Annotated in this window: 17 protein-coding genes; 9 read left to right on the plus strand and 8 right to left on the minus strand. The window is 70.5% G+C overall.

Annotated elements, in window-relative coordinates:
- Positions 1-6: 6 nt before the first annotated feature.
- From AMK33_RS34615 to AMK33_RS34640, 6 genes are all read right to left on the minus strand, one after another.
- The gene (locus tag AMK33_RS34615) at positions 7-2,226 is read right to left on the minus strand and encodes a glycosyl hydrolase family 95 catalytic domain-containing protein (protein ID WP_073936977.1); all 2,220 of its coding nucleotides are present in this window, start codon (positions 2,224-2,226) and stop codon (positions 7-9) included.
- On the minus strand, positions 2,223-4,193 hold the full coding sequence (locus AMK33_RS34620; protein WP_073936978.1) for a beta-galactosidase: 1,971 nt from the start codon (positions 4,191-4,193) through the stop codon (positions 2,223-2,225). Before AMK33_RS34620 ends, AMK33_RS34615 begins: the two co-directional genes overlap by 4 nt.
- Positions 4,193-6,391 carry a 1,4-beta-glucanase gene (locus tag AMK33_RS34625; protein ID WP_073936979.1) on the minus strand — a complete coding sequence of 733 codons (2,199 nt, stop codon included), beginning with the start codon at positions 6,389-6,391 and terminating at the stop codon, positions 4,193-4,195. The genes AMK33_RS34620 and AMK33_RS34625 overlap by 1 nt, the downstream gene beginning before the upstream one ends.
- A gap of 122 nt (positions 6,392-6,513) precedes the next feature.
- The gene (locus tag AMK33_RS34630; protein ID WP_073936980.1) at positions 6,514-7,449 is read right to left on the minus strand and encodes a carbohydrate ABC transporter permease; all 936 of its coding nucleotides are present in this window, start codon (positions 7,447-7,449) and stop codon (positions 6,514-6,516) included.
- Positions 7,446-8,480, minus strand: coding sequence for an ABC transporter permease (locus AMK33_RS34635; protein WP_073936981.1), 1,035 nt, complete (start codon positions 8,478-8,480; stop codon positions 7,446-7,448). Before AMK33_RS34635 ends, AMK33_RS34630 begins: the two co-directional genes overlap by 4 nt.
- Positions 8,481-8,507: 27 nt before the next feature.
- The gene (locus AMK33_RS34640) at positions 8,508-10,202 is read right to left on the minus strand and encodes an extracellular solute-binding protein (RefSeq protein ID WP_073936982.1); all 1,695 of its coding nucleotides are present in this window, start codon (positions 10,200-10,202) and stop codon (positions 8,508-8,510) included.
- Positions 10,203-10,558: 356 nt separating this feature from the next.
- Here AMK33_RS34640 and AMK33_RS34645 point away from each other — a divergent pair, with 356 nt between their 5' ends.
- The gene (locus tag AMK33_RS34645) at positions 10,559-13,399 is read left to right on the plus strand and encodes a glycoside hydrolase family 3 protein (protein ID WP_073936983.1); all 2,841 of its coding nucleotides are present in this window, start codon (positions 10,559-10,561) and stop codon (positions 13,397-13,399) included.
- Between the two features lie 195 nt (positions 13,400-13,594).
- Positions 13,595-14,053, plus strand: a complete 459-nt coding sequence (locus tag AMK33_RS34650) for a DUF4190 domain-containing protein (protein WP_073936984.1) — start codon at positions 13,595-13,597, stop codon at positions 14,051-14,053.
- 66 nt (positions 14,054-14,119) lie between these two features.
- Here the strand turns inward: AMK33_RS34650 and AMK33_RS34655 are convergent, their stop codons facing one another.
- The gene (locus AMK33_RS34655) at positions 14,120-14,689 is read right to left on the minus strand and encodes an NADAR family protein (RefSeq protein WP_073936985.1); all 570 of its coding nucleotides are present in this window, start codon (positions 14,687-14,689) and stop codon (positions 14,120-14,122) included.
- A 198-nt stretch (positions 14,690-14,887) separates the two neighbouring features.
- Here AMK33_RS34655 and AMK33_RS34660 point away from each other — a divergent pair, with 198 nt between their 5' ends.
- The 7 genes from AMK33_RS34660 (at position 14,888) to AMK33_RS34690 (ending at position 23,980) form a co-directional block, all read left to right on the plus strand.
- A complete protein-coding gene (locus AMK33_RS34660; RefSeq protein ID WP_073936986.1) occupies positions 14,888-16,423 on the plus strand; it encodes a gamma-aminobutyraldehyde dehydrogenase in 1,536 nt (511 codons plus the stop codon).
- Positions 16,424-16,475: 52 nt separating this feature from the next.
- Complete coding sequence (locus AMK33_RS34665) at positions 16,476-17,723, plus strand: polyamine ABC transporter substrate-binding protein (RefSeq protein WP_073936987.1); 1,248 nt, start codon at positions 16,476-16,478, stop codon at positions 17,721-17,723.
- 4 nt (positions 17,724-17,727) lie between these two features.
- The gene (locus tag AMK33_RS34670) at positions 17,728-18,903 is read left to right on the plus strand and encodes an ABC transporter ATP-binding protein (RefSeq protein ID WP_073936988.1); all 1,176 of its coding nucleotides are present in this window, start codon (positions 17,728-17,730) and stop codon (positions 18,901-18,903) included.
- On the plus strand, positions 18,903-19,835 hold the full coding sequence (locus tag AMK33_RS34675) for an ABC transporter permease (protein ID WP_073936989.1): 933 nt from the start codon (positions 18,903-18,905) through the stop codon (positions 19,833-19,835). The genes AMK33_RS34670 and AMK33_RS34675 overlap by 1 nt, the downstream gene beginning before the upstream one ends.
- Positions 19,836-20,636 carry an ABC transporter permease gene (locus tag AMK33_RS34680; RefSeq protein ID WP_073936990.1) on the plus strand — a complete coding sequence of 267 codons (801 nt, stop codon included), beginning with the start codon at positions 19,836-19,838 and terminating at the stop codon, positions 20,634-20,636.
- Between the two features lie 25 nt (positions 20,637-20,661).
- Positions 20,662-22,080 carry an NAD(P)/FAD-dependent oxidoreductase gene (locus AMK33_RS34685; protein WP_073936991.1) on the plus strand — a complete coding sequence of 473 codons (1,419 nt, stop codon included), beginning with the start codon at positions 20,662-20,664 and terminating at the stop codon, positions 22,078-22,080.
- 85 nt (positions 22,081-22,165) lie between these two features.
- The gene (locus AMK33_RS34690; protein WP_073936992.1) at positions 22,166-23,980 is read left to right on the plus strand and encodes a chitinase; all 1,815 of its coding nucleotides are present in this window, start codon (positions 22,166-22,168) and stop codon (positions 23,978-23,980) included.
- Here the strand turns inward: AMK33_RS34690 and AMK33_RS34695 are convergent.
- Positions 23,919-24,557 (minus strand): phosphatase PAP2 family protein, encoded by a 639-nt coding sequence (locus tag AMK33_RS34695; protein WP_073936993.1) that lies wholly within the window; start codon positions 24,555-24,557, stop codon positions 23,919-23,921. The two genes, AMK33_RS34690 and AMK33_RS34695, sit on opposite strands and share 62 nt — an antisense overlap.
- Between the last annotated feature and the right edge of the window lie 320 nt (positions 24,558-24,877).

Genomic DNA, 24,877 nt, shown 5'->3' on the forward strand with positions numbered 1-24,877 from the left:
CGGGGGTCACCGCGCCTTCGTGGTGAGGACGCGGTCTTCTCCGGCGACCAGGTCGAGCTGCTCGGCGCCGGCGGAAGTCCACAGGTCGATGCGGTGGGTGCGGGTGGGCCGCAGGACGGCGGTGGCGCCGTCCGGGGTCCAGGTGAGATCGAGCGAGGCACCGAACCGGGTGCGGATGCCGCGCAGTTCGCCGCTCGGGTACGCCGGGAGGGGTGCCGGCAGCAGGACCAGCCGGTCGGGGGTGGACTGGACGAGCGCCTCGATCAGCACGGCGGGCAGGGTGTGGGCGGCGTCGGCGTTGTAGACGTGGCGGTGCGGGTAGTGCGCGCTCATCAGGGAGGCGTGGAAGAAGTCGCCGTCGAGTACCTGGCCGAGCGCGTGGGTGACCCGCTCGCCGTCCCGGAGGCGGGCCGCGATCAGCGCGTGGTGCAGATGGCCGTGCGCGGAGTCGTTCTCGGCGCCGCGCAGTTCCAGGGCGCGGTGCGCGGCGGCGGCCAGGTCCGGGGTGTCGTAGGGGGTGATCTCGTCCAGGGGCCAGACGCCGTAGAGGTGGCTGAGGTGGCGGTGGTCGTAGGAGTCCTCCAGTCCGGGCCGTGCCCATTCGGCGAGCGCCCCGTCGGCGTTGATCCGGTGCGGCGGGAGGCGGTCGGCGAGCGCCCGCCAGCGGTCGGCGTGCTCCGGGTGGTACGCGGCGGCGGTGCGCAGGGCGTGCCGGGCCGCGGAGAGGTCCATGGCCGCGTTGACGGTGCCCCAGCTCGCGTTGGCGGGCCGGTTCTCGGGCGAGTAGGAGGGGACGACGACCAGCCGCCCCTCGCTGTCGGTACGGGTGAGGAAGTCCTCGTAGAACAGGGCGACTTCGGCGAGCGCGGCGGCGGTGTGCGGGTCGTGTTCGCCGCGGGTGTCGTCGTGGTCGACGAGGGGCTTGAGCAGCCAGTCGGCGCCGGCGGTCCACAGGTGGAGCGGGTACTCGCGGCTGAAGTGGTACGAGTGCCCCGACTCGCCGTCGCTGTGGGCGGGCGCGACGACGCCCCGGGCGCCGAAGACCGCGCGGGCGTTGTCTCGCCAGTCGGGCAACTGCCGTCGGATCAGGGCGGCCAGTGCCTCGGTGACCTCGGGGAGGGCCGCCGCGGCGGCGGAGGCGGTCTGGAGGTTGAGGTTGGCGTCGTTGGTGAAGGCGCCGGACCAGGCGGTGTCCCAGTCGCCGGTCCACAGTCCGGTGAGGCGGGGCGGGAACAGGCCGCTGGAGGACAGCAGATGGTAGCGGCCGGCCGCGAAGAGCCGTTCGAGCAGGGCGGCGCTACGTGGTCGGTCGAGCAACTCGGAGCCCGGCAGGGCGCGTTCGTCGGGATCGGCGGCCAGGTCCAGGGTGACGCGTTCGTAGGCGGTGCGGTGCAGGGGGAGGTGGCGGGCGAGGAGATCGTCGTACGGGGTCCCGGGGGCGCCGTCGAGCAGATCGCGCAGGGCGCGGCCCTCGGCGACCACGTCGAGTTCTCCGGTGTGCCGCCGCACCCGGGTGAGCAGCAGCACCGACCGCGCGCCCTCGATGTGCAGGCCCGGCGGGGAGAGCGCCGTCCGGCCGCCGGTGACGGCGACCAGGGTGACGCCGGTGCAGGCGAGGTCGCTGCCCGGGTAGCGGGCGCGCAGGCTGAGCAGGGCGCCCTCGGGGGTGAGGACGGCGCCGTGGCCGACGCCCAGACCGGTGGGGGCGCCCGGGAGCCGGTGGTCCAGGGAGACGTCGAGGGTGAGTCCGGGGCCGGTGACGTGCTGGACGATCACGTCGTCGGCGCGGGAGACGAAGACCCGGCTGGTCCGGTCGGCACGGGTCGCCTCGGTGACGCCGGTGGCGAAGTCGACCGTGCGGCGGTATCCGTCCTGGTCCCTGTCCTGGTGGCCGTCCGGGCGGCGCAGGCGGACCTGGAAGGCGGGGTGGAAGGGCTGCACCCATTGGAGCGGGCGGCCGTCGGTGAAGCCCTCGGCGGCGGTCGGGTCGCCGGCGAGCAGCCGGTCCTGGAGGTCGGACAGTCCGTCGGCGAGCCGGGGCGGCAGCCGGTTCCGGTCGTCGCCCTCGCCCGGACGGACGAGGGTGTGATGAGTGACGACGGTCCGGTCATCGTTCGGATCACCGAACACGAGGGCGCCGTGGTGGCCGTTGCCGCTCAGGAAGGCGTCCTCCCAGCGGGCGGCCGGGCGCGGCTCCCAGGTTCCGTGGACGGGCGTGGCGCTCATGGCTTCAGCACCGCCACGCCGTAGCGGCCGAGGGTGATCCGGTCGGTCACGGTCGTCTCCGTCAGCAGGTCGTGGTGGGTTCCCGGGACGTCCACGGTGACCGGCTCGCGGTCGTGGTTGAGCAGGAAGAGCAGCTCACCGCGGCGGACCGCCTCGACTCCGTCCGGGAGCCCGTCGAGCACCGGCCGGACGCCCGCGCCGGTGGCGACGCGGGTCAGCAGGGCGCGCAGCGCCTCCGGTTCGGGGAGCGTCGAGACGTACCAGGCGCGGCCCTTGCGCAGCACGGCGGGCAGTCCGTCGAGTTCCCCGCCCTTGTAGGGGACGGTCTCGTCGGCGGTGCCGTCGGGCTCCAGTTCCTCGGACCACAGGGTGCCGCGCAGGCCGCCCTCGCAGTCGGCGGTCTCCCCCGCGTCCAGCGGCCACCACTCGTGCAGGGTGCGGATGCCGAACAGCTCGCGCAGCCGGGCGTCCATGGCGCCGGGCCGGACCCGGTCGTCCTGGTCGGCGACGCCGGTCAGGAAGCCGCAGACGAGGGTGCCGCCGCCGCGTACGTAGGCGAGGAGGTTGTCGACGGCCGCGTCCGTGAGGAGATAGAGCTGCGGGACGACGACGAGCCGGTAGCCGGTCAGGTCGTGTTCGGGGTGGGCGAAGTCGGTGGTCAGGTGGGCCCCCCAGAGGGCGCGGTGCCAGGCGCTCAGGACCTGCGGGTAGTCGACCTCGTGGGAGGGGCGGGCCTCCTGGTCGCCGGCCCACCAGGAGTGCCAGTCGTGCAGCACGGCGACGTCGGCGGTGATCCCGCCGCCGGTGGTGTGCGGGGCGATCCGGGCGAGGTCCGCACCGAGCTGCTTGACCTCCTGGTACGTACGTCCCTGCTCGCCCGCGTGGCCGACCATCCCGGAGTGGAACTTCTCGGCGCCCTGCCGGGACTGGCGCCACTGGAAGTAGCAGACGGCGTCGGCGCCGCGGGCGACGGCCTGGAGGGACCACAGACGGTTGAGGCCGCGCGGCTTGGGGTGGTTCACCCGGCGCCAGTTGACCGGTCCGGCCGCCTGCTCCATGAGCATCCAGGGGCCGCGGGCCTGGGAGCGGGTCATGTCCTGGACCAGGGCGCCGCTCTGCGCGCCGAGGGGGTCGCGCGGGTCGGGGTAGAGGTCGACGGAGACGACGTCCTCCTCCTCGGCCCAGCGCCAGGCGTCCTGGCCGGCCCACAGCGGCATGAAGTTGGTGGTGACCGGGATGTGCGGGCTGTGCCGGCGGACGATGTCGCGTTCGGCGGTGTAACACTCCAGGAGCATGTCGGACGTGAAGCGCTTGAAGTCCAGCACCTGGGTGGGGTTCTTCAGGTAGTGCGCGTGGCGGGGCGGCAGCACCTCGGCCCAGTCGCCGTAGCCCTGGCTCCAGAAGGCGGTGCCCCAGGCGGTGTTGAGGGCGTCGAGGGAGCCGTAGCGGTGGCGCAGCCAGTCACGGAAGCGGGCGGCGGCCTCGTCGCCCCAGTCGTAGGTGCAGTACTCGTTGTTGATGTGCCACAGGGTGAGGGCCGGGTGGGTGCCGTAGCGGGCGGCCAGGTCCTCGGTGATGGCGGCGGCGTACCGGCGGTAGGTGGCGCTGGAGTGCGAGAAGTGCTGGCGTCCGCCCCACCACTCGGTCCGGCCCTCCGCGTCACGGGGCAGGGTGTCCGGGTGGAGCCGGCCCATCCAGGGCGGCGGGGAGGCGGTCGGGGTGGCGAGGACGACACCGATGCCGCTCTCGTGCATCAGGTCCATCAGCCGGTCCAGCCAGCCGAAGTCCCGCTCCCCGGGGCGGGGTTCGAGTTTCGACCAGGAGAAGACGCCGAGGGTGACGGAGTTGACGCCGGCCTCCTTCATCAGGCGGACGTCCTCGTGCCAGATCTCCTCGGGCCACTGCTCGGGGTTGTAGTCGCCGCCGTAGAGGAGGCGGCCACGGGTGACGTCGTTCAGGTTCGGCATCAGACGGGCTCCCCGTACTGGATGCCGCGCCCGTTGGTGGCGAGGTAGACCCGGCCGTACACGCGCGGGTCGCCGGTGATGGTCTCGCCGGTCCAGCCCCACTGGTGGTCGTCGTCGTTGATCCGCACCCAGGTCTTCGCCCCGTCGTCGGAGCGGTAGACGGCGGTGATCGCCTCGGTCGAGCCGACCTGGTAGACCGCCGGGTAGCCGGCGCCGTCGGCGGCCTTGCCGAAGCCGAGGGTGTAGGAGGCCCAGCAGGTCTCCACCTTGGCGAAGCTCTCGCCCCCGTCAGTCGATCGGTACAGCCCGTTCCACTTGGTGCTCAGCCACAGGTCGCCGGTGCGGCCGGGCGCCGCGACCAGCTTGAACTGGCTGTCCCCTGAGGGCAGCCCGGTCGCACGGGCGGTGAAGGAACGGCCGCTGTCAGTGCTGGCGAGCAGCGTTCCCGTGTCGGTGTCGTATGCGTAGAAGAGCGTCGGGTCGGCCGGGTCGGCGACCGGCGTGGCGCCCTTCGGGAAGGAGGGGATCTCGGACCAGGTGGTGCCGTTGTCCGCCGAGCGGTGGGCCGGGTACTTGGTGCCGTCCCAGTGCACGAAGGACCACAGGAGCACGCTGCCGTCGGCGTTGGTCGCGATCGGTCCCGGTGCGTCCTTGGCGATGGAGGGCTGGGCCGCGAAGGGCGCCCAGGTCCGCCCGCCGTCGTGGGAGTACGCGCCGTTGCCGTGGTCGCCCCAGCCGGTCCGTACGACGTACTGCGGCCTGCGCGAGGCCTGCGCGAGGCCGGTCGCGGTGCCGAAGACGGGGTCGGTGGCCATGCCGCGCGACGGGGACGCCGTGAGCCGGTCGTGGTACAGCACGCCGATGTCGCCGCACCCGCTGATCAGGTGCGCCTTCCCGGCCGGGGGCGAGATCAGCTGGCGGGCGGACGTCTCCTCCAGGCCGCGGATCTGCGGGGCCCAGTGCTTCAGGTCGCGGGTGCCGTAGAGGGTCGCGCCGGTGCCGTGGACGAGGTGCCGCGAGTCGTACGGGTCGAGGGCGAGCGCCTGGATCCACCAGCCGAACTTGGGCTTGTCCTCGCCCCACTTCAGGTAGGGCGTCTCGGACACGTCGAGGACGGCGGTGTCCTTCAGCGAGCGCCAGTTGCGACCGCCGTCGGTGGACCGGTACAGGGTGTCGACCGCCGCCCAGCGGTTGTTGGTGGAGACGACGACGGTGCCGGGGCGGCGGGCGTCGATCGCGACCCCGCCGTAGCCGAAGGTGTCGGCAGAGCCGTCCTCGGTCGTCCCGCCCGGCTTCACCGGGGTGACCTCGGTCCACTTGCCGCTGGTGGTGCGCAGCTTGTGCACACTGCCGTCGGACTGGCCGTTGGGGCCGGGCGCGTCGGCGTACGTCACGTACAGCTCGCGGGTGTGCCGGTCGTACGCGGCGCGGATCGGTACGCGGGCGGCGGTACCGGACGGCTGCCCGGGGACCGCCTCCCAGGCGGTGCCGTCGGCCGTGCGGAAGAGGTTCGCGTCACCGCCGTCGCCCCAGCCGGCGTAGACGGTGCGCCCGGCGGCGACGAGGAGCGTGACGCCCTGGCCGGTGGCGGACGGGGCGGCCGGGAATCCGCTCACCGGCGCCCAGGTGGCGCCCCGGTCGGTGGACCTGAGCAGCCCGTCGTGCCGGGTGCCCAGCCACAGGGTGTCGCTGTCGCGCGGGTCCACGAGGAGCCGCTCCCCCGCGCCCCGGCCGTCCTCGTTGGCGCCGAGCTTCACGGTGAGGTCGGTGCGCTGCCAGGTGGCGCCGCGGTCGTCCGAACGCAGTACGGCACCGTTGCTCCCCCACGACTGGGCGTAGGTGCCGCAGGCGAGGTACAGCCGGTCCGGGTGGGCGGGGTCGACCGCCATCGCCTCGACACCGAGCAGGTTCCAGTCGTCCCACCCGATGTGATCGAGCAACGGAACCCAGCGGTCACGCCGGTCGTCCCAGCGGTAGGCACCCCCGATGTCGGTCCGGGCATAGGCGAGCCCGCGCACACGAGGATGGAACAGCACACCGGTGATGAACCCGGTCCCGCCGATGACGACGTTGCGCCAGCGGTAGGAGGAGGACCCGGCGGCCTTCGCCTGGCCGGCGAGAACGGGAACACCGGCGACGGCGGCGACGGCCGCCGCTCCGGCAAGAACGGCACGCCGGCTCAAGGAGGACGCGAACATGACAGAACCTCGCCTATGAGGGGGGTGAGTGGAGAAACCTGAAGGGGCGCGGGGAACTGCGCGATCAACCACACGAAACCCGCGGCCGAACGACCACGCAGGTCCCCCCACTGCACAGGGCGTCAGCCCTTCACCGCACCGGTGAGCATGCCCTTCTTGAAGTGCTTCTGGACGAACGGCGACAACACCGCCACCGGCAACAACGCCATCACCATGACGGCCATCTGCACGGCGAGACCGGACAGCTCACCGGTCTTGATCGCCTGGCCGAGCCCGACCGGCGCCTCCTGCTTCTGCACAAGCTGGATCATGACGTTCTGCAGCGGCAGCATGTCCTGGTCGTTGAGATACAGCGAGGCGTTGAACCAGGCACTCCAGTACCCGACGGCGTAGAACAGCGTGATCACCGCGACGACCGCGCGGGACAGCGGCAGCACGATCTGCCACAGGATGCGCAGGTCCCCGGCGCCGTCGATGCGGGCGCTGTCGATCAGCTCCTGCGAGATGCCCATGAAGAAGCCGCGCAGCACCAGGATGTTGAACACGCTGATCGCGCTGGGCAGGATCAGCGCGAGATAGCTGTCCGTCAGGCCCAGCGACTGCACCAGCAGATAGGTGGGGATGAGGCCGGCGCTGAAGAACATCGTGGCCAGCAGCACCATGAGGATCCAGCGGTGGCCGACGGAGCCACTGCGGGACAGTCCGTAGGCGCACAGCACGGACACCGCCATCGAGAAGAGGGTGCCGACGAGGGTGACGCCGATGCTGACGATCGTGGCGCGGGTGACCTGGCCGCCGCTGAGCAGTTCCTGGTAGGCGATGAAGGTGATGTCCTTCGGGATCATCACCAGCCCGCCCGCCTCGTCGATGGTCTTCCGTGAGGACAGGCTGGTGACGACGACGATCCACAGCGGGAACAGGATGGCCAGGCAGGCGAAGAGCAGGACCAGCCCCTTGCCGGCGAGTCCGGCCCGGCTGGGTGCCTCCTCCCACACCGGCCGGGGCGGAGCCGCCCACCGACCGGGAGTCCGCGCGGGCTTGTCGATCACTGCGGTCATTTCTTGTACACCCCCTGCTCGCCCATGAGGTGGGCCACCTTGTTCGCTGCCAGGACCAGGCCGAGACTGATGACGCCCTTGACGAGACCGGCGGCGGCCGCGTAGCTGAAGTCCTGGTTGCGCACACCGTTCCACCACACGAAGGTGTCCAGGACCTCCGCGGCGCCCGGTCCCACGGCGCCTCGTTGCAGGAGGATCTGTTCGAACCCGACGGTCAGGGCGTCACCGACGCGCAGCACCAGCAGCAGGGCGATCACCGGCCGCAGCGCGGGCAGCGTGACGTGCCACATGCGGCGCCAGCGGTTGGCGCCGTCCATCGCGGCGGCCTCGTACAGGTCGGGACTGACCGAGGCCAGCGCGGCGAGGAAGACGATGATCCCCCAGCCGGCGTCCTTCCACACGCTCTGCGCGGTGATCAGGAACTTGAAGGTCTCCGGGTCGGTCATGATGTCGAGCCCGTCGTACCCGTGCTGCCTCAGCAGCTGGGAGAGGAGCCCGGCACCGCCGAGCAGTTGCTGGAAGACGGCGACGACCAGCACCCACGAGAAGAAGTGCGGCAGGTAGAGGATGGCCTGCGAGATCGCCCGTACCCTCGGCCTGACCACGCTGTTGATGAGCAGCGCGAGCAGGATGGGGATCGGGAAGTACAGCACCAGCTGGAGGAAGAACAGCACCAGCGTGTTCTGGACCGAGTTCCAGAAGGCGGAGTCCTCGAAGATCCGCTGGAAGTTCTCCAGGCCCACCCAGGGGCTGCGCAGGATGGAGACGACCCCGTTGTCGCTGATGTAGGGGTCGTACTCCTGGAACGCGACGACGTTGCCGAGGATCGGCACATAGTTGAAGAGCAGTACCAGCAGGATGGCCGGCAGTGTCATCAGCAGCAGTACGCGGTCGCGTCTGAACCTCAACCGGAGGCTGAGTTTCCCGGCGGGTGGCTTCTTCGTGGCCCCGGTGGCGCCGCCGTGCGCCGCCGGGGGGTTCTCCTTCGCTTCGGCCTCGGTGTCGGTCCGAGGCACCGTGCTGTGGGACACGGCGGTTCTCCTTGCCTCGGTACCTGGTCAGCCGGCCGCCGAGCCGTTCTCGTCGAGGATCTTCTGGTACCAGTCGCGGAGCTTGTCCCCACCCTTGCTCTTCCAGTCGGAGACGGCCTGCTGCACGTCGCTGATCTTCTTGCGGCCGCGGATGACGTCGTCCTCCAGCTGCTCGAAGTCGTTGGAGAGGTTGGTGTAGCGGGAGGGCTCGGTGATCTGCATGCCGTAGAAGGACGGCTTCTTGGTGAAGGCGCCCATCCGCTGCTGCCACTCCACCTGCCCCTTGGCGACCTCGGGGAAGTCGGGGTGGGCGATGGTGGCGGCGGGGCTCGCGACCATCACGTAGGCGTTCATCACGTCGATGTTGCCCTGGTCGGTCTTGGTGGGCACACCGTCCTTGACGGTGTAGTGGGTGCCCTCCACACCGTAGTTGGTGGCCATGTACTCCTTGGTGCCGTACGGCGCGGCGGTGACGTTGGCGACGGCCAGCACGTCACGGATCACGGCCTCGGATGCCTTCTTGTTGACGAAGGCGAAGATGCCGGCCGGGTTCTGCGCCCACAGCGTGGGGTCGCCGCCGTCATGGCCGAAGATGTCCATGCCCCAGATCTTGAACTCGGGGTTCTGGGTGGCCTGTTCGGCGGTGCGGCTCCACCACTGCGAGGAGTCCTGGTTGTAGATCAGGAACTCACCGGCGGCGAACTTGGGCCCGGGGTCGGCGGCGTTGCTCTTGCCCAGCCTGGCGTCGGGGTGCACCACGTCGGCGGCGAACAGCTTGCGCGTCCACTCCAGGGCCTCGAGGTACTCCTCGGTCTCGATGCGGTAGACCAGCTTGCCGTCGACCTCGTTCCAGCCGAGCGACTTCTCGTTGCCGGAGAGCACACCGAAGGCGTTGAAGGCGGTCCATTTCATGTCCAGGCAGGCCCAGCGCTTGGCCTTGGCGTTGGTGGCGTCCTTGGCCAGCGCCATGAACTCGTCGCACGAGCGGGGGACTTCGTAGCCCTCCTTCTCGAAGATGTCCTGGCGGTAGAGCGGCACGATGCCGGTGACGTACGAGGACGGCATGGGCAGGCCGCGCAGCTTGCCGCCGAAGATGGACCGCTGCCAGGCGTCGGTGGGGATCGCGGCGAGGTTCGGGTACTCCTTGACCGCGTCGCCGGACAGGTACGGGCCGAGGTCGGCGAACTTGCCGATGATGGCGCTGGGGATCTTGCCCGTCATGTTCCAGCCGGGCACGACCACCACGTCGGGCACCTCGCTGGAGGCGAGGACCGCGCCGAGCTTCTGGTCGTAGGTGTTGCCGTCCTGGTTCTGCCAGACCACGTCGACGCCGATGAGGTCGTTCATCGACGTGTAGTAGGCGTTGCCGTCCTTGGGCGGGGAGCCCCAGAACGGCGACATGATGGTGACCTTGCCGCCCTTGCCGAGCTTCTTCGGCACCGACGTCTTCAGGCCCGCCAGGTCGAGCTTGCTGGTGAAACCGACCGCGGAACCGTTCTTGCTGGGGATGTCGGGCGTGACCACATTGCTCGCCACGTACGCCGGGAGGATCTTCTTGGCGTCCTTGCTCGACGTGGTGCCGTCCCGCGAACCTCCGTCGGATCCGCCGCACGCGGCGAGCAGCGGCATTCCTCCCGCCACCGCTGCGGTGGCGACCGCCGTGGAGGCGAGGAAGCTTCTCCGGCTCGGTCCGGAGGAGCTGGGGGCGGCGTTCGGCGTCATTGCGTCAACCCTTCATGGCGCACCAGGACACCCGGCGGTGGCCGTCGGCTGCGGTGTCTTCAGTGGAACTGGCTGAGCCGAAGCGGTCGTTCGGCGGAAGGTGCGCCGGAGTGGCGGGCCTCACAGTCGAAGCGCTTCGATGTTGCTGCGAGGTTAAGTGAACACCCAGGGGCACACAAGAGTCGCATCGAAGATTCCTCGGATGTATGCGCGATTGCGATACAGGCATACTGCCCATGGATCATTCACGAGGCGTCCGATCCGTGCCCTCGGATCCCTTGACACCCACCCCCACCTCGAATGAGCATCGAAGCGCTTCGAAAGCGCCTCGCCGCTCCATCCCGAGGGGAACCCACGTGACCGCACAAACGCCGCCTACGCCGCCTTTCCGCGATACGACTCTGCCGTTCGCGAAGCGCATCGACGACCTTCTGTCGCGGCTCACCCTCGACGAGAAGATCGGATTTCTGCACCAGTTCGCGCCGGCCGTCGAGCGCCTGGACGTCGCCGCCTTCCGCACCGGCCAGGAGGCCCTGCACGGTGTCGCCTGGATGGGCCCGGCGACCGTGTTCCCCCAGGCCGTCGGTCTCGGCGCCACCTGGAACCAGGAACTGGTGCGCCGGGTGGGCGAGGCGGTGTCCCGCGAGACCCGCGCGATGCGCGCCCGCGACGAGCGCGTCGGCCTCAACGTCTGGGCCCCGACCGTCAATCTGCTGCGCCACCCGCTGTGGGGCCGCAACGAGGAGGGCTACTCGGAGGACCCGAAGCTCACCTCGGCGATCGCCACCGCCTACACCCACGGCCTGCGCGGCGACCACCCGGTGTACTGGCGCACGGCCCCCGTCCTCAAGCACTGGCTGGCGCACAACAACGAGACGGAGCGCGACACCACGTCCAGCTCCGTCCGCCCGCGCGTGCTGCACGAGTACGACCTGCGCGCCTTCCGCGACGCCGTCGAGGCGGGCGCGGTGGCGGGCGTGATGCCGGCGTACAACCTGGTCAACGGCCGCCCGAACCACGTCTCTCCGTATCTGCGCGACCAGTTGCGCGCCTGGACCGAAGAGGACCTGCTGGTCTGCTCGGACGCCGGCGCGCCGTCCAACCTGGTCGACTCTGAGCACTATTTCGACACCCACGAGGAGGCCACCGCGGCGGCCCTGCGGGCCGGGGTCGACAGCTTCACCGACCACGGCACCGACGGCTCGAAGATCATCGGACGTGTCCGGGGCGCGCTGGAGCAAGGCCTGCTGACGGAGGCCGACATCGACACGGCCGTACGCCGCCAGCTCTCGGTGCGGTTCCGGCTCGGCGAGTTCGACCCGGGCGCGGACCCCTACGCCGGGGAGCAGCCCTTCGACACCCCGGAGCACCGGGCGCTCGCCCAGGAGGCCGCCGAGCAGGCGATCGTCCTGCTGAAGAACGACGGCCCGCTGCCGCTCGCCCCGGACACCCGGATCGCGGTCGTCGGGCTGCTCGCCGACGAGTGCAAGCTCGACTGGTACAGCGGCAGCCTCATCCACCGCTCCACCCCGCTGGAGGGCCTCTACGAGCGTTTCGGCGCCGAGCGCGTGGAGTTCGCCGAGGGCATGGACCGGGTGCTGCTGAAGACCTCCGCCGGTACGTTTCTGCACGTCCCGCCGGCCCCCGAGGCGCCCGAGACGGCGCGCGGCGCCGAGGGTGCCCTCGACCCGGCGCTGCTCGCGGGCCGCACCGACCTGCCGCCGCTCACCGCCGGGGCGGACGGCACCGAACTCGCCCTGGCCGACTGGGGCGAGGGCGTGCTCACCCTGCGGGCGCCCGACGGCCGCTACCTCTCGGTCGCCGAGGACGGGTACGTGCGCGCCTCCGCCGACCAGCCGGGCGGCTGGATCGTGCAGGAGACGTTCCGGCTGGAACCGCACGGGGACGGTCACCTCCTCAGGCATGTGGGGACAGGACGCCATGTGCAGGTCGCCGCCGACGGCGTGAAGGTTGCCGAGGAGGATCCCGAGGTCTTCGAACTGGTCGTCGTCGAGCACGGGCAGGACGCGGTCACGCGCGCCGCGGCCGGCGCCGACGTGGTCGTGGTGGTCGCCGGCAACGATCCGCACATCAACGGGCGCGAGACCGAGGACCGTACGACGCTGCGGCTGCCCGCCCAGCAGGAGCGGCTGCTGCGCGCGGCCCGCGCCGCCAACCCGAACACGGTGCTGGTGCTGACCTCCGCCTACCCGTACGCGGTGGACGCGGCGGACCTCCCGGCGCTGCTGTGGACCGCGCACGGCGGTCAGGCCGCGGGCACCGCGCTGGCCCGGGTGCTCGCCGGTGACGTCTCCCCCGCCGGCCGGCTGCCGCAGACCTGGTACGCCGACGACGCCGACCTGCCGGACCTCCTGGACTACGACGTGATCGGTGGCCGGCAGACCTATCTGTACTTCGAGGGCACCCCGCTGTTCCCCTTCGGGCACGGCCTGTCGTACGCGGGCTTCTCCTACGGGGAGCTGACGGCGGACGTCGACGGGTCGGCGGTGCGGGTCTCCTTCGCCGTCACCAACACCGGTGAGGTCACCGCCGACGAGGTGCCCCAGCTCTACACGCGGGCCGTGGACCCGTCGGTGCCGCGTCCGCGCCGTGAGCTGCTGGCACACCGGAGGGTGACGCTGGCGCCCGGGGAGACGGCCGAGCTGTCCTTCGTGCTGCCGCTGTCCGTCTTCGCGTTCTGGGACGTGGCGGTGGGCCGGTGGCGGGTGGAGCCGGGGGCGTACGAGCTGCTGGCCGGGGCGTCCAGCGAGGACGTGCGGGCACGGGCCACGGTCACCCTGGACGGCGAGCCGGCCGTCCCGCGCCCCGTCCTCGAACACGGCCTGGACGCGGCCGACTTCGACGAGCAGAGCGGTGTCGAGATCGTCGACCGCGCGAAGGCGGCGGGCGACGCGGTCACCGCCGTGGCCGGGAAGGACGGCGAACTCCTCTTCCGGAGCTGCGACTTCGGCGGCGGGGTGACGAAGCTGACCGTGGAGGTGTCCGGCGAGGGCACGGCCGAGGTCTCGCTCGACGGCGGGCCGGTGCTCGCCGAACTGTCGCCGGAGGCGCCCACGTCCGGCCCGTACGACTACACCACGCTCCACGCGTCCTTCGCCGTCGCCGACGGCGTGCACGACGTGCGGCTCCGGCTGCGCGGCCCGCTGCGGGTCGCGCGGGTCGGCTTCTCCGGTTGAGGGTCCGGACGCGGCCGACACCAAGAAGGGGCCCGGCACCGAAGGCATCGGTGCCGGGCCCCGGTGCTTCGTTTCCGGAGGGCCGCTTCCGAAGGGCTGCTCCGGGAGCGCGGCCCCGAGCCGGGAACCCCCCTTCGGGTAAGGGGAAGTCAATATGATGCCGGGGTCAGTTTTAACGGAGGGGAGATCTTTTTCATGTCCGGCAGCAACCCCGCACCCGGTGGGTTCGGGCCGCCGTCACAGCCCCCGCAGCAGCCGGGCCCCGGTTACGGCTACCCGCAGTCCGGCCCGTCCTACGGCTACCCCTCGGGTCCCGCTCCGCAGGGCATGCCCCCCGCGCCCTATCCGCAGGCGCCCGGCTACATGATGCCCATGCAGCCGAGCAACGGCATGGGGACCACCGGGCTGGTGCTGGGCATCATCGGCCTGGTCTGCAGCCTCACCTTCTTCCTGTGGTTCTTCGGTGTGATCCTGGGCATCCTGGCGATCGTCTTCGGCGCCGTCGGCCGGGGGAAGGCGAACCGCGGCGAGGCCACCAACAAGGGCTCGGCGACCGCCGGGCTCATCTGCGGCATCGTGGCCACGGTGATCCTGCCGCTGCTCGGCATCCTGCTCTTCGCCAGTGTCATGGGAGGCATCGGCGCGGCGTCCTGAACGCCTGTCCTGACTGAGGGCCGGTCCGCATCGGACCGGCCCTCCGCCGTGTGCGAAGGTCCCCGTTCAGCCAGCACGCAGCCGTCGCCGGGCCTCCATCAACGCGAACCCCAGCAGGTTCGGACCCCTCCAGCGCTCCGGGTCGCTCGCCCCCTCGTCGCCGGCCGCGAGGCCGATGCCCCACACCCGGTCCACCGGGCTCGCCTCGACCAGGACGCGGTCGCCCGTGTTCAGCAGGAACGCCCGCAGGTCGTCGTGGGCCGCGAACTTGTGCACGCTGCCCTCGACGACGATGCCGAGCCGCTCCCGGCGCCATGTCTCCTCGTCGAAGCCGCGCACCAGCCGTCCGGCCTTCTTCGCCTGAGAGGGATGCTCCGCGGCCAGCACCCGCCGCTCCCCCTCCGGGTCCCCGAACAGCCGGGCCTTGGCCGCCATCATCCAGTGCTCGGCGGTCGCGTACCCCACCCCGTCCACCGTGAACGGCGACGGCCACCACTGGCTCAGGCAGCTCGCCCCGATCCGGCCGTCGGGCAGCGGCCAGTGTCCCCAGAAGTGCAGGTACTTGATCCTCGCCCCGGCGCGGGCCGCCTCGATCAGCGTCTCCCGCGAGTCCGTCGCCCCCGTGATCCTCTCCATGCACGCGAGTCTGGCAGCAACCACTGACACTCCGTCCTGCCTTTTCCGTGGCTACTCGACACCTGGTCGACAGATTCCGTCGCGTAACCAAAAGGCAACAACGGAATCACTTGTTGGAGCCCACTCGTTCTGTCAGGATCGGCACTCAAATCGAGCTGGAGCCACGCCGCCCCCCTCGGGGACACGGAGGAGAGCGACATGCACAACCCGGGCAGCACCACCCCGGAACGGTTTCCCGCCCAGGACCGGTTCGCGGACGGCGCGCAGTTCATCGCGGGCCGTCCGGCGAAGGGCACCTCGGGCCGTACCCACACGGTCGTCGACCCGGCCACCGGCGCGGAGGTGTACACATACGAACTCGCCGGCCCCGACGACGTCGACGCGGCCGTCGCCGCCGCGCGGGAGGCGTTTCCGGCGTGGGCCGGCGCCACTCCCGGTGAGCGGTCCGACGCCCTGCACCGGTTCGCCGCCGTCGTCGCCGACCGCGCGGAGGACTTCGCCCGCGCGGAGTCACTGCAGTGCGGCAAGCCCCTGAAGCTGAGCCGCGAGTTCGACGTACCGGGCACGATCGACAACATCGCCTTCTTCGCCGGTGCCGCCCGTCACCTCCAGGGCCAGTCGGCCGGCGAGTACTCCGGCGACCACACCTCCTACGTCCGCCGCGAGCCGATCGGTGTCGTGGGCTCCGTCGCCCCCTGGAACTATCCGCTCCAGATGGCCGCCTGGAAGATCCTCCCGGCGATCGCCGCGGGCAACACCATCGTCCTCAAGCCCGCCGAGCTCACCCCGCTGACCTCGCTCCTCTTCGCCCAGGCCGCCACCGACGCCGGAATCCCGGACGGTGTGATCAACATCGTCACCGGCACCGGCAGGGAGGCGGGCGAGCACCTGGTCGGCCACCCCGACGTGGCCATGACCTCCTTCACCGGCTCCACCGCCGTCGGCAAGCGGGTCGCCGAGATCGCCACCGCCACCGTCAAGCGCCTCCACCTGGAGCTGGGCGGCAAGGCCCCCTTCGTCGTCTTCGACGACGCCGACCTCGACGCCGCCGTCAACGGCGCGGTCGCGGGCGCGCTGATCAACACCGGCCAGGACTGCACGGCCGCCACGCGCGCGTACGTGCAGCGCCCGCTCTACGAGGCGTTCGTCGAGCGCACCGCCGCCCTGATGGAGACCGTCCGGCTCGGCGACCCGTTCGCCCCCGGCACCGACCTCGGCCCGATGGTCTCGCACGTCCAGCGCGACCGGGTGGCCGGTTTCGTCGACCGGGCGCGTGCCTACGCGCGCGTGGTGACCGGCGGCGAGGCACCCCTGGGCGAGCTGAGAGACGGCGCGTACTATCGCCCCACCCTCATCGCCGGCGCACCGCAGGACAGCGAGGTCGTGCAGTCCGAGATCTTCGGTCCGGTGCTGGTCGTCCTGCCCTTCGACACCGACGACGAGGGCATCGCGCTGGCCAACGACACCCCGTACGGACTCGCCGCCTCCGCCTGGAGCCGGGACGTGTACCGCACGGGCCGCGCCACCCGCGAGATCAAGGCCGGGTGCGTGTGGATCAACGACCACATCCCGATCATCAGCGAGATGCCGCACGGCGGGCACAAGGCGTCCGGCTTCGGCAAGGACATGTCCGCCTACTCGTTCGAGGAGTACACGCAGCTCAAGCACGTCATGTTCGACAACACCGCGGTGGTCCGCAAGGACTGGCACCGCACCGTCTTCGGGGACCGATAGCAGCCAGGCCGCCCGACCCGCGGCCACACTCTCCCGAAAGGGCACCACGCGCATGGAGCAGTACGAGCCCGACCGCCTCTCACCGGCCCAGGTGGCCGCCATGCGGCGCAGCTTCCGCACCGGCAGGGCGGCCCTGTCCCGCCGTTCCCTGCTGCGCGCCTCCGCGGGCGGCGCGCTCGCGGCCGGCGGACTCGGCGCGCTGAGCGGCTGCGGCATCCCCGCGGCCGGCAACACCCAGGGCGGCGTCTCGGCGGAGGACCACTCGAAGGAGGAGAAGTCCGTCAACTTCTCCAACTGGACCGAGTACATGGACGTCGACGACAGCGGACGCGCGCACCCCACGCTGGACGCGTTCACGGAACGCACCGGCATCAAGGTCAAGTACACCGAGGACATCAACGACAACACCGAGTTCTTCGGCAAGATCAAGCCGCAGCTCGCCGCGGGCCAGGACACCGGCCGCGACATCATCGTCCTCACCGACTGGCTGGCCGCCCGTCTGATCCGCCTCGGCTGGGTCCAGAAGCTGGATCCGGCCAACCTCCCGAACGCCTTCGCCAACCTGTCGCCCCAGTTCCGCAGCCCCGACTGGGACCCGGGCCGCGCCTACTCCTACCCCTGGCAGGGCATCGCGACCGTCATCGCCTACAACAAGAAGGCGCTCGACGGCGTCGAGGTGAGGACCCTCTCCGACCTGCTGGACAACCCGAAGCTCAAGGGCCGGGTCGGACTGCTCACCGAGATGCGCGACACCATGGGCCTGACCCTGCTCGACATGGGCAAGGAGCCGGAGAAGTTCACCGCGGACGACTACGACGCGGCGCTCGCCCGGCTCCAGAAGGCCGTCGACAAGGGCCAGATCCGCCGCTTCACCGGCAACGACTACACCGCGGACATCAGCAAGGGCGATTTCGCCGCCTGTGTGGCCTGGGCCGGGGACGTCGTCCAGCTCAAGGCGGACAACCCGGACATCGACTTCCTGATCCCCGACAGCGGCTACATGATGTCCAGCGACAACCTGCTGGTCCCCAACAAGGCCCGTCACAAGGCCAACGCCGAGCGGCTGATCGACTACTACTTCGAGCCGAAGGCGGCCGCGGAACTCGCCGCCTACATCAACTTCGTCTGCCCGGTCGAGGGAGTGAAGGACGAGCTCGCGAAGATCGACGAGGACGCGGCGAACAACCCGCTGATCCTCCCCGACCAGGCCATGCAGGCCAAGTCCCGTGCCTTCCGCTCCCTGAGCTCCAAGGAAGAGACGGAATTCGAAGAGAAGTTCGCGAAGCTCACTGGGGCGTGACGAGATGAAGACGACCAAAGACACCACCACGGCCGGCCACGGCGGCGGGGACGTCCGCCTCACCGGCATCGGCAAGACGTACGGCTCCTTCACCGCCGTACATCCCCTGGACCTGACCGTCCCACAGGGCTCCTTCTTCGCCCTGCTCGGCGCGTCCGGCTGCGGCAAGACCACCACCCTGCGGATGATCGCCGGCCTGGAGGAGCCCACGAGCGGCACCGTCCACCTCGGCGACCAGGACGTCACCGCGCTGCCGCCGTACAAGCGGCCGGTGAACACGGTCTTCCAGTCCTACGCCCTCTTCCCGCACCTCGACATCTTCGAGAACGTCGCCTTCGGTCTGCGCCGGCGCGGCATCAAGAGCGTGAAGAAGCAGGTCGAGGAGATGCTGGAGCTGGTCCAGCTCGGCGAGCAGGCCCGCAAGAAGCCGCACCAGCTCTCCGGCGGCCAGCAGCAGCGCGTCGCGGTGGCCCGAGCGCTGATCAACCACCCCAAGGTGCTGCTGCTGGACGAGCCGCTCGGCGCCCTCGACCTGAAGCTGCGCCGCCAGATGCAGCTTGAGCTCAAGCGCATCCAGACCGAGGTCGGCATCACCTTCGTGCACGTCACGCACGACCAGGAGGAGGCCATGACCATGGCCGACACGGTCGCCGTGATGAACGCCGGCCGCGTCGAGCAGCTCGGCTCGCCCACCGACCTGTACGAGAACCCGCGCACCACGTTCGTCGCCAACTTCCTCGGCACCTCCAACTTCATCGAGGCCGAGGTCGACACCAAGTCCGGCGACGAGATCGTCCTCAAGGCGGGCGGCGGCAAGCTGGTCCTGCCCGGGGCCCGTAACAGCGCGCCCACGACGGCCGGCGGCAAGGTGCTGGTCGGGGTGCGCCCGGAGAAGATCTCCCTCACCCACGCCGACGACGCCGGCGAGATACCCGAGGGCCGCAACCGCATCACCGGCCGGATCGCCGAATCCAGCTTCATCGGCGTCTCCACGCAGTTCGTCGTCGACAGCCCGGTCTGCTCCGACTTCGAGGTCTACGTCCAGAACATCGACCGCGACGCCCGGCTGGTGCCCGGCGCCGAGGTGGTCCTGCACTGGAACCCGGCGCACACCTTCGGCCTGGACGCGGCGCAGGACATCGACGCGGGCGTCGAGACCGGCGAGGAAGAGGTCGCCTGATGGCCACGGTCACCGAGGCGCCACCCCTGGCGCCCGCCCCGGAGACGAAACCACCGCGCACACCACGCAAAAGGGGCCGCTGGACGCCGTATCTGCTCCTGCTGCCCGGTCTGCTGTGGCTGTTCGTGTTCTTCGCGCTGCCGGTGATCTACCAGGCCTCCACGTCCGTGCAGACGGGCTCCCTGGAGGAGGGTTACGAGGTCACCTGGCACTTCGCCACCTACTGGGACGCGCTGTCCGACTACTGGCCGCAGTTCGTCCGCTCGGTGCTCTACGCGGCCTCCGCGACCGTGCTGTGCCTGCTGCTCGGCTACCCGCTGGCGTATCTGATCGCCTTCCGCGCGGGACGCTGGCGGAACCTGATCATGATCCTGGTGATCGCGCCTTTCTTCACCAGCTTCCTGATCCGCACGCTCGCCTGGAAGACGATCCTCGCCGACGGCGGCCCGGTGGTCGACGCCCTGAACACCCTGCACGTCCTGGACGTCACGGCCTGGCTCGGCTGGACCGCCGGCGACCGGGTGCTCGCCACGCCGCTCGCGGTGGTGTGCGGTCTGACGTACAACTTCCTGCCGTTCATGATCCTGCCGCTCTACACCTCCCTGGAGCGCATCGACCCCCGGCTGCACGAGGCGGCGAACGACCTGTACGCCAGGCCGTCGACCACCTTCCGCAGGGTCACCTTCCCGCTGTCGATGCCGGGCGTGGTCTCCGGCACGCTGCTGACCTTCATCCCGGCGTCCGGCGACTACATCAACTCGGATCTGCTCGGCTCGACCGACACCCGCATGGTCGGCAATGTCATCCAGTCGCAATTCCTGCGGATTCTCGACTATCCGACGGCCGCGGCACTCTCGTTCATCCTGATGGCCGCGATCCTCGTCATCGTCACGCTCTACATCCGCAAGTCCGGCACGGAGGATCTGGTTTAAATGACCTTCGTCAATTGGTTCAAGCGCCGCCTCGTCGTCATCGCGGGACTGCTGACTCTCGCGTATCTCCTCCTGCCGAACGTCGTCGTCACCGTGTTCTCCTTCAACAATCCGAAGGGGCGCTTCAATTACACGTGGCAGGAGTTCTCCACGGAGGCGTGGAAGGATCCGTGCGGTGTCTCCGGGCTGTGCGCCTCGCTGTCGCTCAGCCTCCAGCTCGCCCTGTGGGCGACGCTCGGCGCCACCCTGCTCGGCACGATGATCGCCTTCGCGCTGGTCCGCTACCGCTTCCGCGCCCGCGGTGCCGTGAACTCGCTGATCTTCCTGCCGATGGCGATGCCCGAGGTGGTCATGGCGGCCTCGCTGCTCACCCTGTTCCTCAACATGGGTGCTCAACTGGGCTTCTGGACGATCCTGATCGCCCACATCATGTTCTGCCTCAGCTTCGTCGTGGTCGCCGTGAAGGCGCGCGTGATGTCGATGGACCCGAGGCTGGAGCAGGCCGCGCAGGACCTGTACGCCGGCCCGTTCCAGACGTTCGTCCGGGTCACGCTGCCGATCGCCGCCCCCGGCATCGCGGCGGGCGCGCTGCTCGCCTTCGCGCTCTCCTTCGACGATTTCATCATCACCAACTTCAACGCCGGCTCGACCGTCACCTTCCCGATGTTCGTCTGGGGCTCCGCACAGCGCGGAACTCCCGTGCAGGTCAATGTGATCGGTACGGCCATGTTCGTCATCGCCGTCCTGCTGGTACTGGTCTCCATGGTGATCGGCAATCGCCGCAACCGGCAGAAGGCATAAAAAAGCACTGTAGGGAGTTGAAATCATGGCCCCTGGCGCCATGAGCCGTTGGACGAAATCCCTTTCCGAAGCCCGGCCGGCTTCCTACTGGCTGGACGACCCCGGCAGGCCCGGCCCCGAACCCGCCCTCACCGGCGCCGAGACCTGCGACCTGCTGGTCGTCGGCGGCGGCTACAGCGGACTGTGGACCGCGCTGGTCGCCAAGGAGCGCGACCCCTCACGGGACGTCGTGCTGGTGGAGGGCCGCGAGGTGGGCTGGGCCGCCTCCGGCCGCAACGGCGGATTCTGCGCCGCCTCCCTCACCCACGGCCTGCCCAACGGGCTGACCCGCTGGCCGGACGAGATCCACACCCTGGAGCGGCTGGGCGCCCGCAACCTCGACGCCATCGAGGAGACGGTCGCCCGCCACTCCATCGACTGCGACTTCGAGCGCTCCGGCGAGATCGACGTCGCCACCGAGCCCTACCAGGCGTGGGAGCTCAAGGACTGGTACGAGGAGATCCGCGCCAAGGGCCACGCCGACGGCATCGAGTACCTGGACGCCGACGCCGTACGGGAACAGGTGAACTCCCCGACCTTCCAGGCCGGGCTGTACGACCGCCGGGGCGTGGCCATGCTCCACCCGGCCAGACTGGCCTGGGGACTGAAGCGGGCCTGCATCGACCTCGGCGTCCGCGTGTACGAGCACACCCCCGCGCTCACCCTGAAGCCGTACGGCACCGGCATGGCCGTACGCACCCCGTACGGGCGGATCCGCGCCCGCGCGGTGGCGCTCGGCACCAACGTCTTCCCCAGCCTGGTCAGACGGGTCCGCTCCTACACCGTCCCGGTCTACGACTACGCCCTGATGACGGAGCCGCTCACCGCCGACCAACTGGCGTCCATCGGCTGGAAGAACCGCCAGGGTCTCGGGGACAGCGCCAACCAGTTCCACTACTTCCGGCTCTCCGCCGACAACCGGATCCTGTGGGGCGGCTACGACGCGGTCTATCCGTACGGCGGCCGGGTGCGCGCCGAGTACGACGACCGGCCGGAGACGTACGCCAAGCTCGCCGGGCACTTCTTCACCTGCTTCCCGCAGTTGGAGGGTGTGCGCTTCACCCACGCCTGGGGCGGCGCGATCGACACCTGCTCCCGCTTCTCGGCGTTCTTCGGCACGGCGTACACGGGGAAGGTGGCGTACGCGGCGGGCTACACCGGCCTCGGCGTCGGCGCCACCCGCTTCGGGGCCGAGGTGATGCTGGACCTGCTGGCGGGGGAACGGACGGAGCGCACGGAGCTGGAGATGGTGCGCAGGAAGCCGCTGCCGTTCCCGCCGGAGCCGTTCGCCTGGACCGGCATCGCCCTCACCAAGTGGTCGCTGGCCAGGGCGGACGCGCGGGGCGGGCGGCGCAATCTGTGGCTGCGGACGATGGACCGATTGGGTCTCGGCTTCGACAGCTGAGCCGCGCGGGGGCTTGACAACCGAATTGGTCTGGACCAAATTGAGCGCGCTCCACCCTCCAATTCCCCCCTGCCCGGAGGCCCTTGTGGACCGCTCCAGACCCCTCGCGCGCCGGCCCCTCGTGGCGCTGCTCACCGCCACCGCCCTCGCCACCACCGGTATGACCGCGCTGTCGTCGGCCGCCCGCGCGGCCGACGCGGACCTCGCCAGGAACGGCGGCTTCGAGTCCGGCCTCGACGGCTGGAGCTGTACGGCCGGTACGACCGTCAACTCACCGGTGCACAGTGGCGGTTCGGCGCTGAAGGCGACCCCGGCGGGCGCCGACAACGCCCGCTGCGCGCAGACCGTCACCGTGAAACCCGACTCCCAGTACACGCTCTCCGGTCACGTCCGGGGCAGCTACGTCTACCTCGGCGCGAGCGGCACCGGCACCACCGACGTCTCCACCTGGGCCCAGTCGGCCCCCGACTGGCAGCGGCTCACCACCACCTTCCGCACCGGCCCCTCCACCACCCGCGTCACCATCTACACCCACGGCTGGTACGGCACCGGCGCCTACCACGCCGACGACATCACCCTGGTCGGCCCCGGCGGCGAGACCGGCCAGCCGCCCGCCCCGCCCACCGGCCTCAGGACGGGCACCGTCACCTCGACCAGCGTGGCCCTGTCCTGGGCACCGGTCGCCGGCGCCACCGGCTACGCCGTCTACCGCGACGGCACCGAGGTCCAGAGCGTCAGCGGCACTTCGGCCACCGTGACCGGACTGTCGCCCTCGACGGCGTACGCCTTCCAGGTCGCGGCCGTGAACGACGCGGGCGAGTCGGCCCGTTCGGCCACCGTGACCGCGACGACGGGCGCCCCCGACTCCGGCGGCGGTCCCTCCGACCTCCCGCCCCACGCCCTGGTCGGCTACCTCCACGCCAGCTTCGCCAACGGCTCGGGCTACACCCGCCTGGCCGACGTGCCCGAGAGCTGGGACGTCATCGACCTGGCCTTCGGCGAGCCGACCTCGGCCACCTCCGGTGACATCCGCTTCGACCGGTGCCCGGCCTCCGAGTGTCCGGGGGTGGAGAGCGACGCCGAGTTCAAGGCGGCGATCAAGGCCAAGCAGGCGGCCGGGAAGAAGGTGCTGATCTCCATCGGCGGCGCCAACGGCCAGGTGCAGCTCACCACCACGGCCGCCCGGGACACCTTCGTCTCCTCCGTCTCGAAGATCATCGACGAGTACGGACTCGACGGTCTGGACATCGACTTCGAGGGCCACTCCCTCTCCCTGAACGCCGACGACACGGACTTCAGGAACCCGAAGACCCCGGTGATCGTCAACCTGATCTCCGCCCTGAAGACCCTCAAGGCCAAGTACGGCGACGACTTCGTGCTGACCATGGCCCCGGAGACCTTCTTCGTCCAGCTCGGCTACCAGTACTACGGCACCGGCAAGTGGGGCGGCCAGGACCCGAGGGCGGGCGCGTACCTCCCCGTCATCCACGCCATGCGCGACGACCTGACCCTGCTGCACGTCCAGGACTACAACTCCGGCCCGATCATGGGCCTGGACAACCAGTACCACTCGATGGGCAGTGCCGACTTCCACATCGCCATGACCGACATGCTGCTCACCGGCTTCCCGGTGGCGGGTGACGCGAACAACGTCTTCCCGCCGCTGCGCGCCGACCAGGTCGCCATCGGCATGCCGGCCACCACCAACGCGGGCAACGGGCACGTGTCCCCGGCCGAGGTCACCAAGACCCTCGACTGTCTGACGAAGCGCACGAACTGCGGCAGTTACGCGACCCACGGGACGTGGCCCGGACTGCGCGGGCTGATGACCTGGTCGATCAACTGGGACCGGTTCGGCGGCTGGGAGTTCCAGCGGACGTTCGACGGCTACTTCGGCTGAGCGACAACCAGAGGCAGATCAGCAGCACCGCGCCGAGGCACCAGCTGGCCGCCACGTCCAGCGGCCAGTGGTAGCCCCGGCGCACCAGCCCGAACGAGGCGCCGGCGACCAGGACGGCGCAGGCCGCGACGAGCAGGCGACGCACCGCCGCCGACCGCAGCAGCGGCAGGAGCAGCAGCGTCGCCGCGCCGTACGCCACCACGGCGGTGGCCGTGTGCCCGGAGGGGTAATAGCCGACCGCCGGGGGCACGGCCGGGGTGCCGGGGCGGTCGGTCCACTCCTTCAGGGGCGCGACCAGCGCCGGCACCAGCACCATCGCCAGGGCCCCGGCGGCGGGCGGCAGCCACCAGCGGTCCATACCTGTGGCACGTCCGCGCCAGGCGACGTACGCCAGTGCGATCGCCAGGACGGGGAGGGCGACCTGGACGTTGCCGAGGTCGGCGAGCAGTTCGGATGCCTGGTCCGGATGGACCAGCTCCCGGCTCAGCCGCTCGTCGAGGCCCACCAGCGGGCCGTCGGCGACGACCTGCCAGGTGATCAGCGCGAAGAGGAGAACGGGCGGTCCCAGCAGCAGCATGGTGCACAGCTTCGCAGGTGGGGCCCGGCGTACGCCGAAGGGCCAGTGCAAAGGGGGGGTATGCACTGGCCCTTCTGGGAACGGCTTGCCGTGTGAGGTGCCCGGATGGCCGTCCGGACCGGAACGTCGCGCGCCCCGGGGGGTCTGGGGCGGGCGACCGTCCGATCATGAGGAGACCCGAAGCCTTCAGGCCCCGGTTGTGTGCGCGAGGGCACGACCAGGTCGAAGCTGGGGAGGCCCCGGCCTGAAACCACCCACAGTCCCCTGTGGGCGGGGTGTATCTCTCATCCGCGTAGAAACCTACGGCAGGGGGTGGCCCC

Source organism: Streptomyces sp. CB02400, assembly GCF_001905725.1.
Lineage (GTDB): Bacteria > Actinomycetota > Actinomycetes > Streptomycetales > Streptomycetaceae > Streptomyces > Streptomyces atrovirens.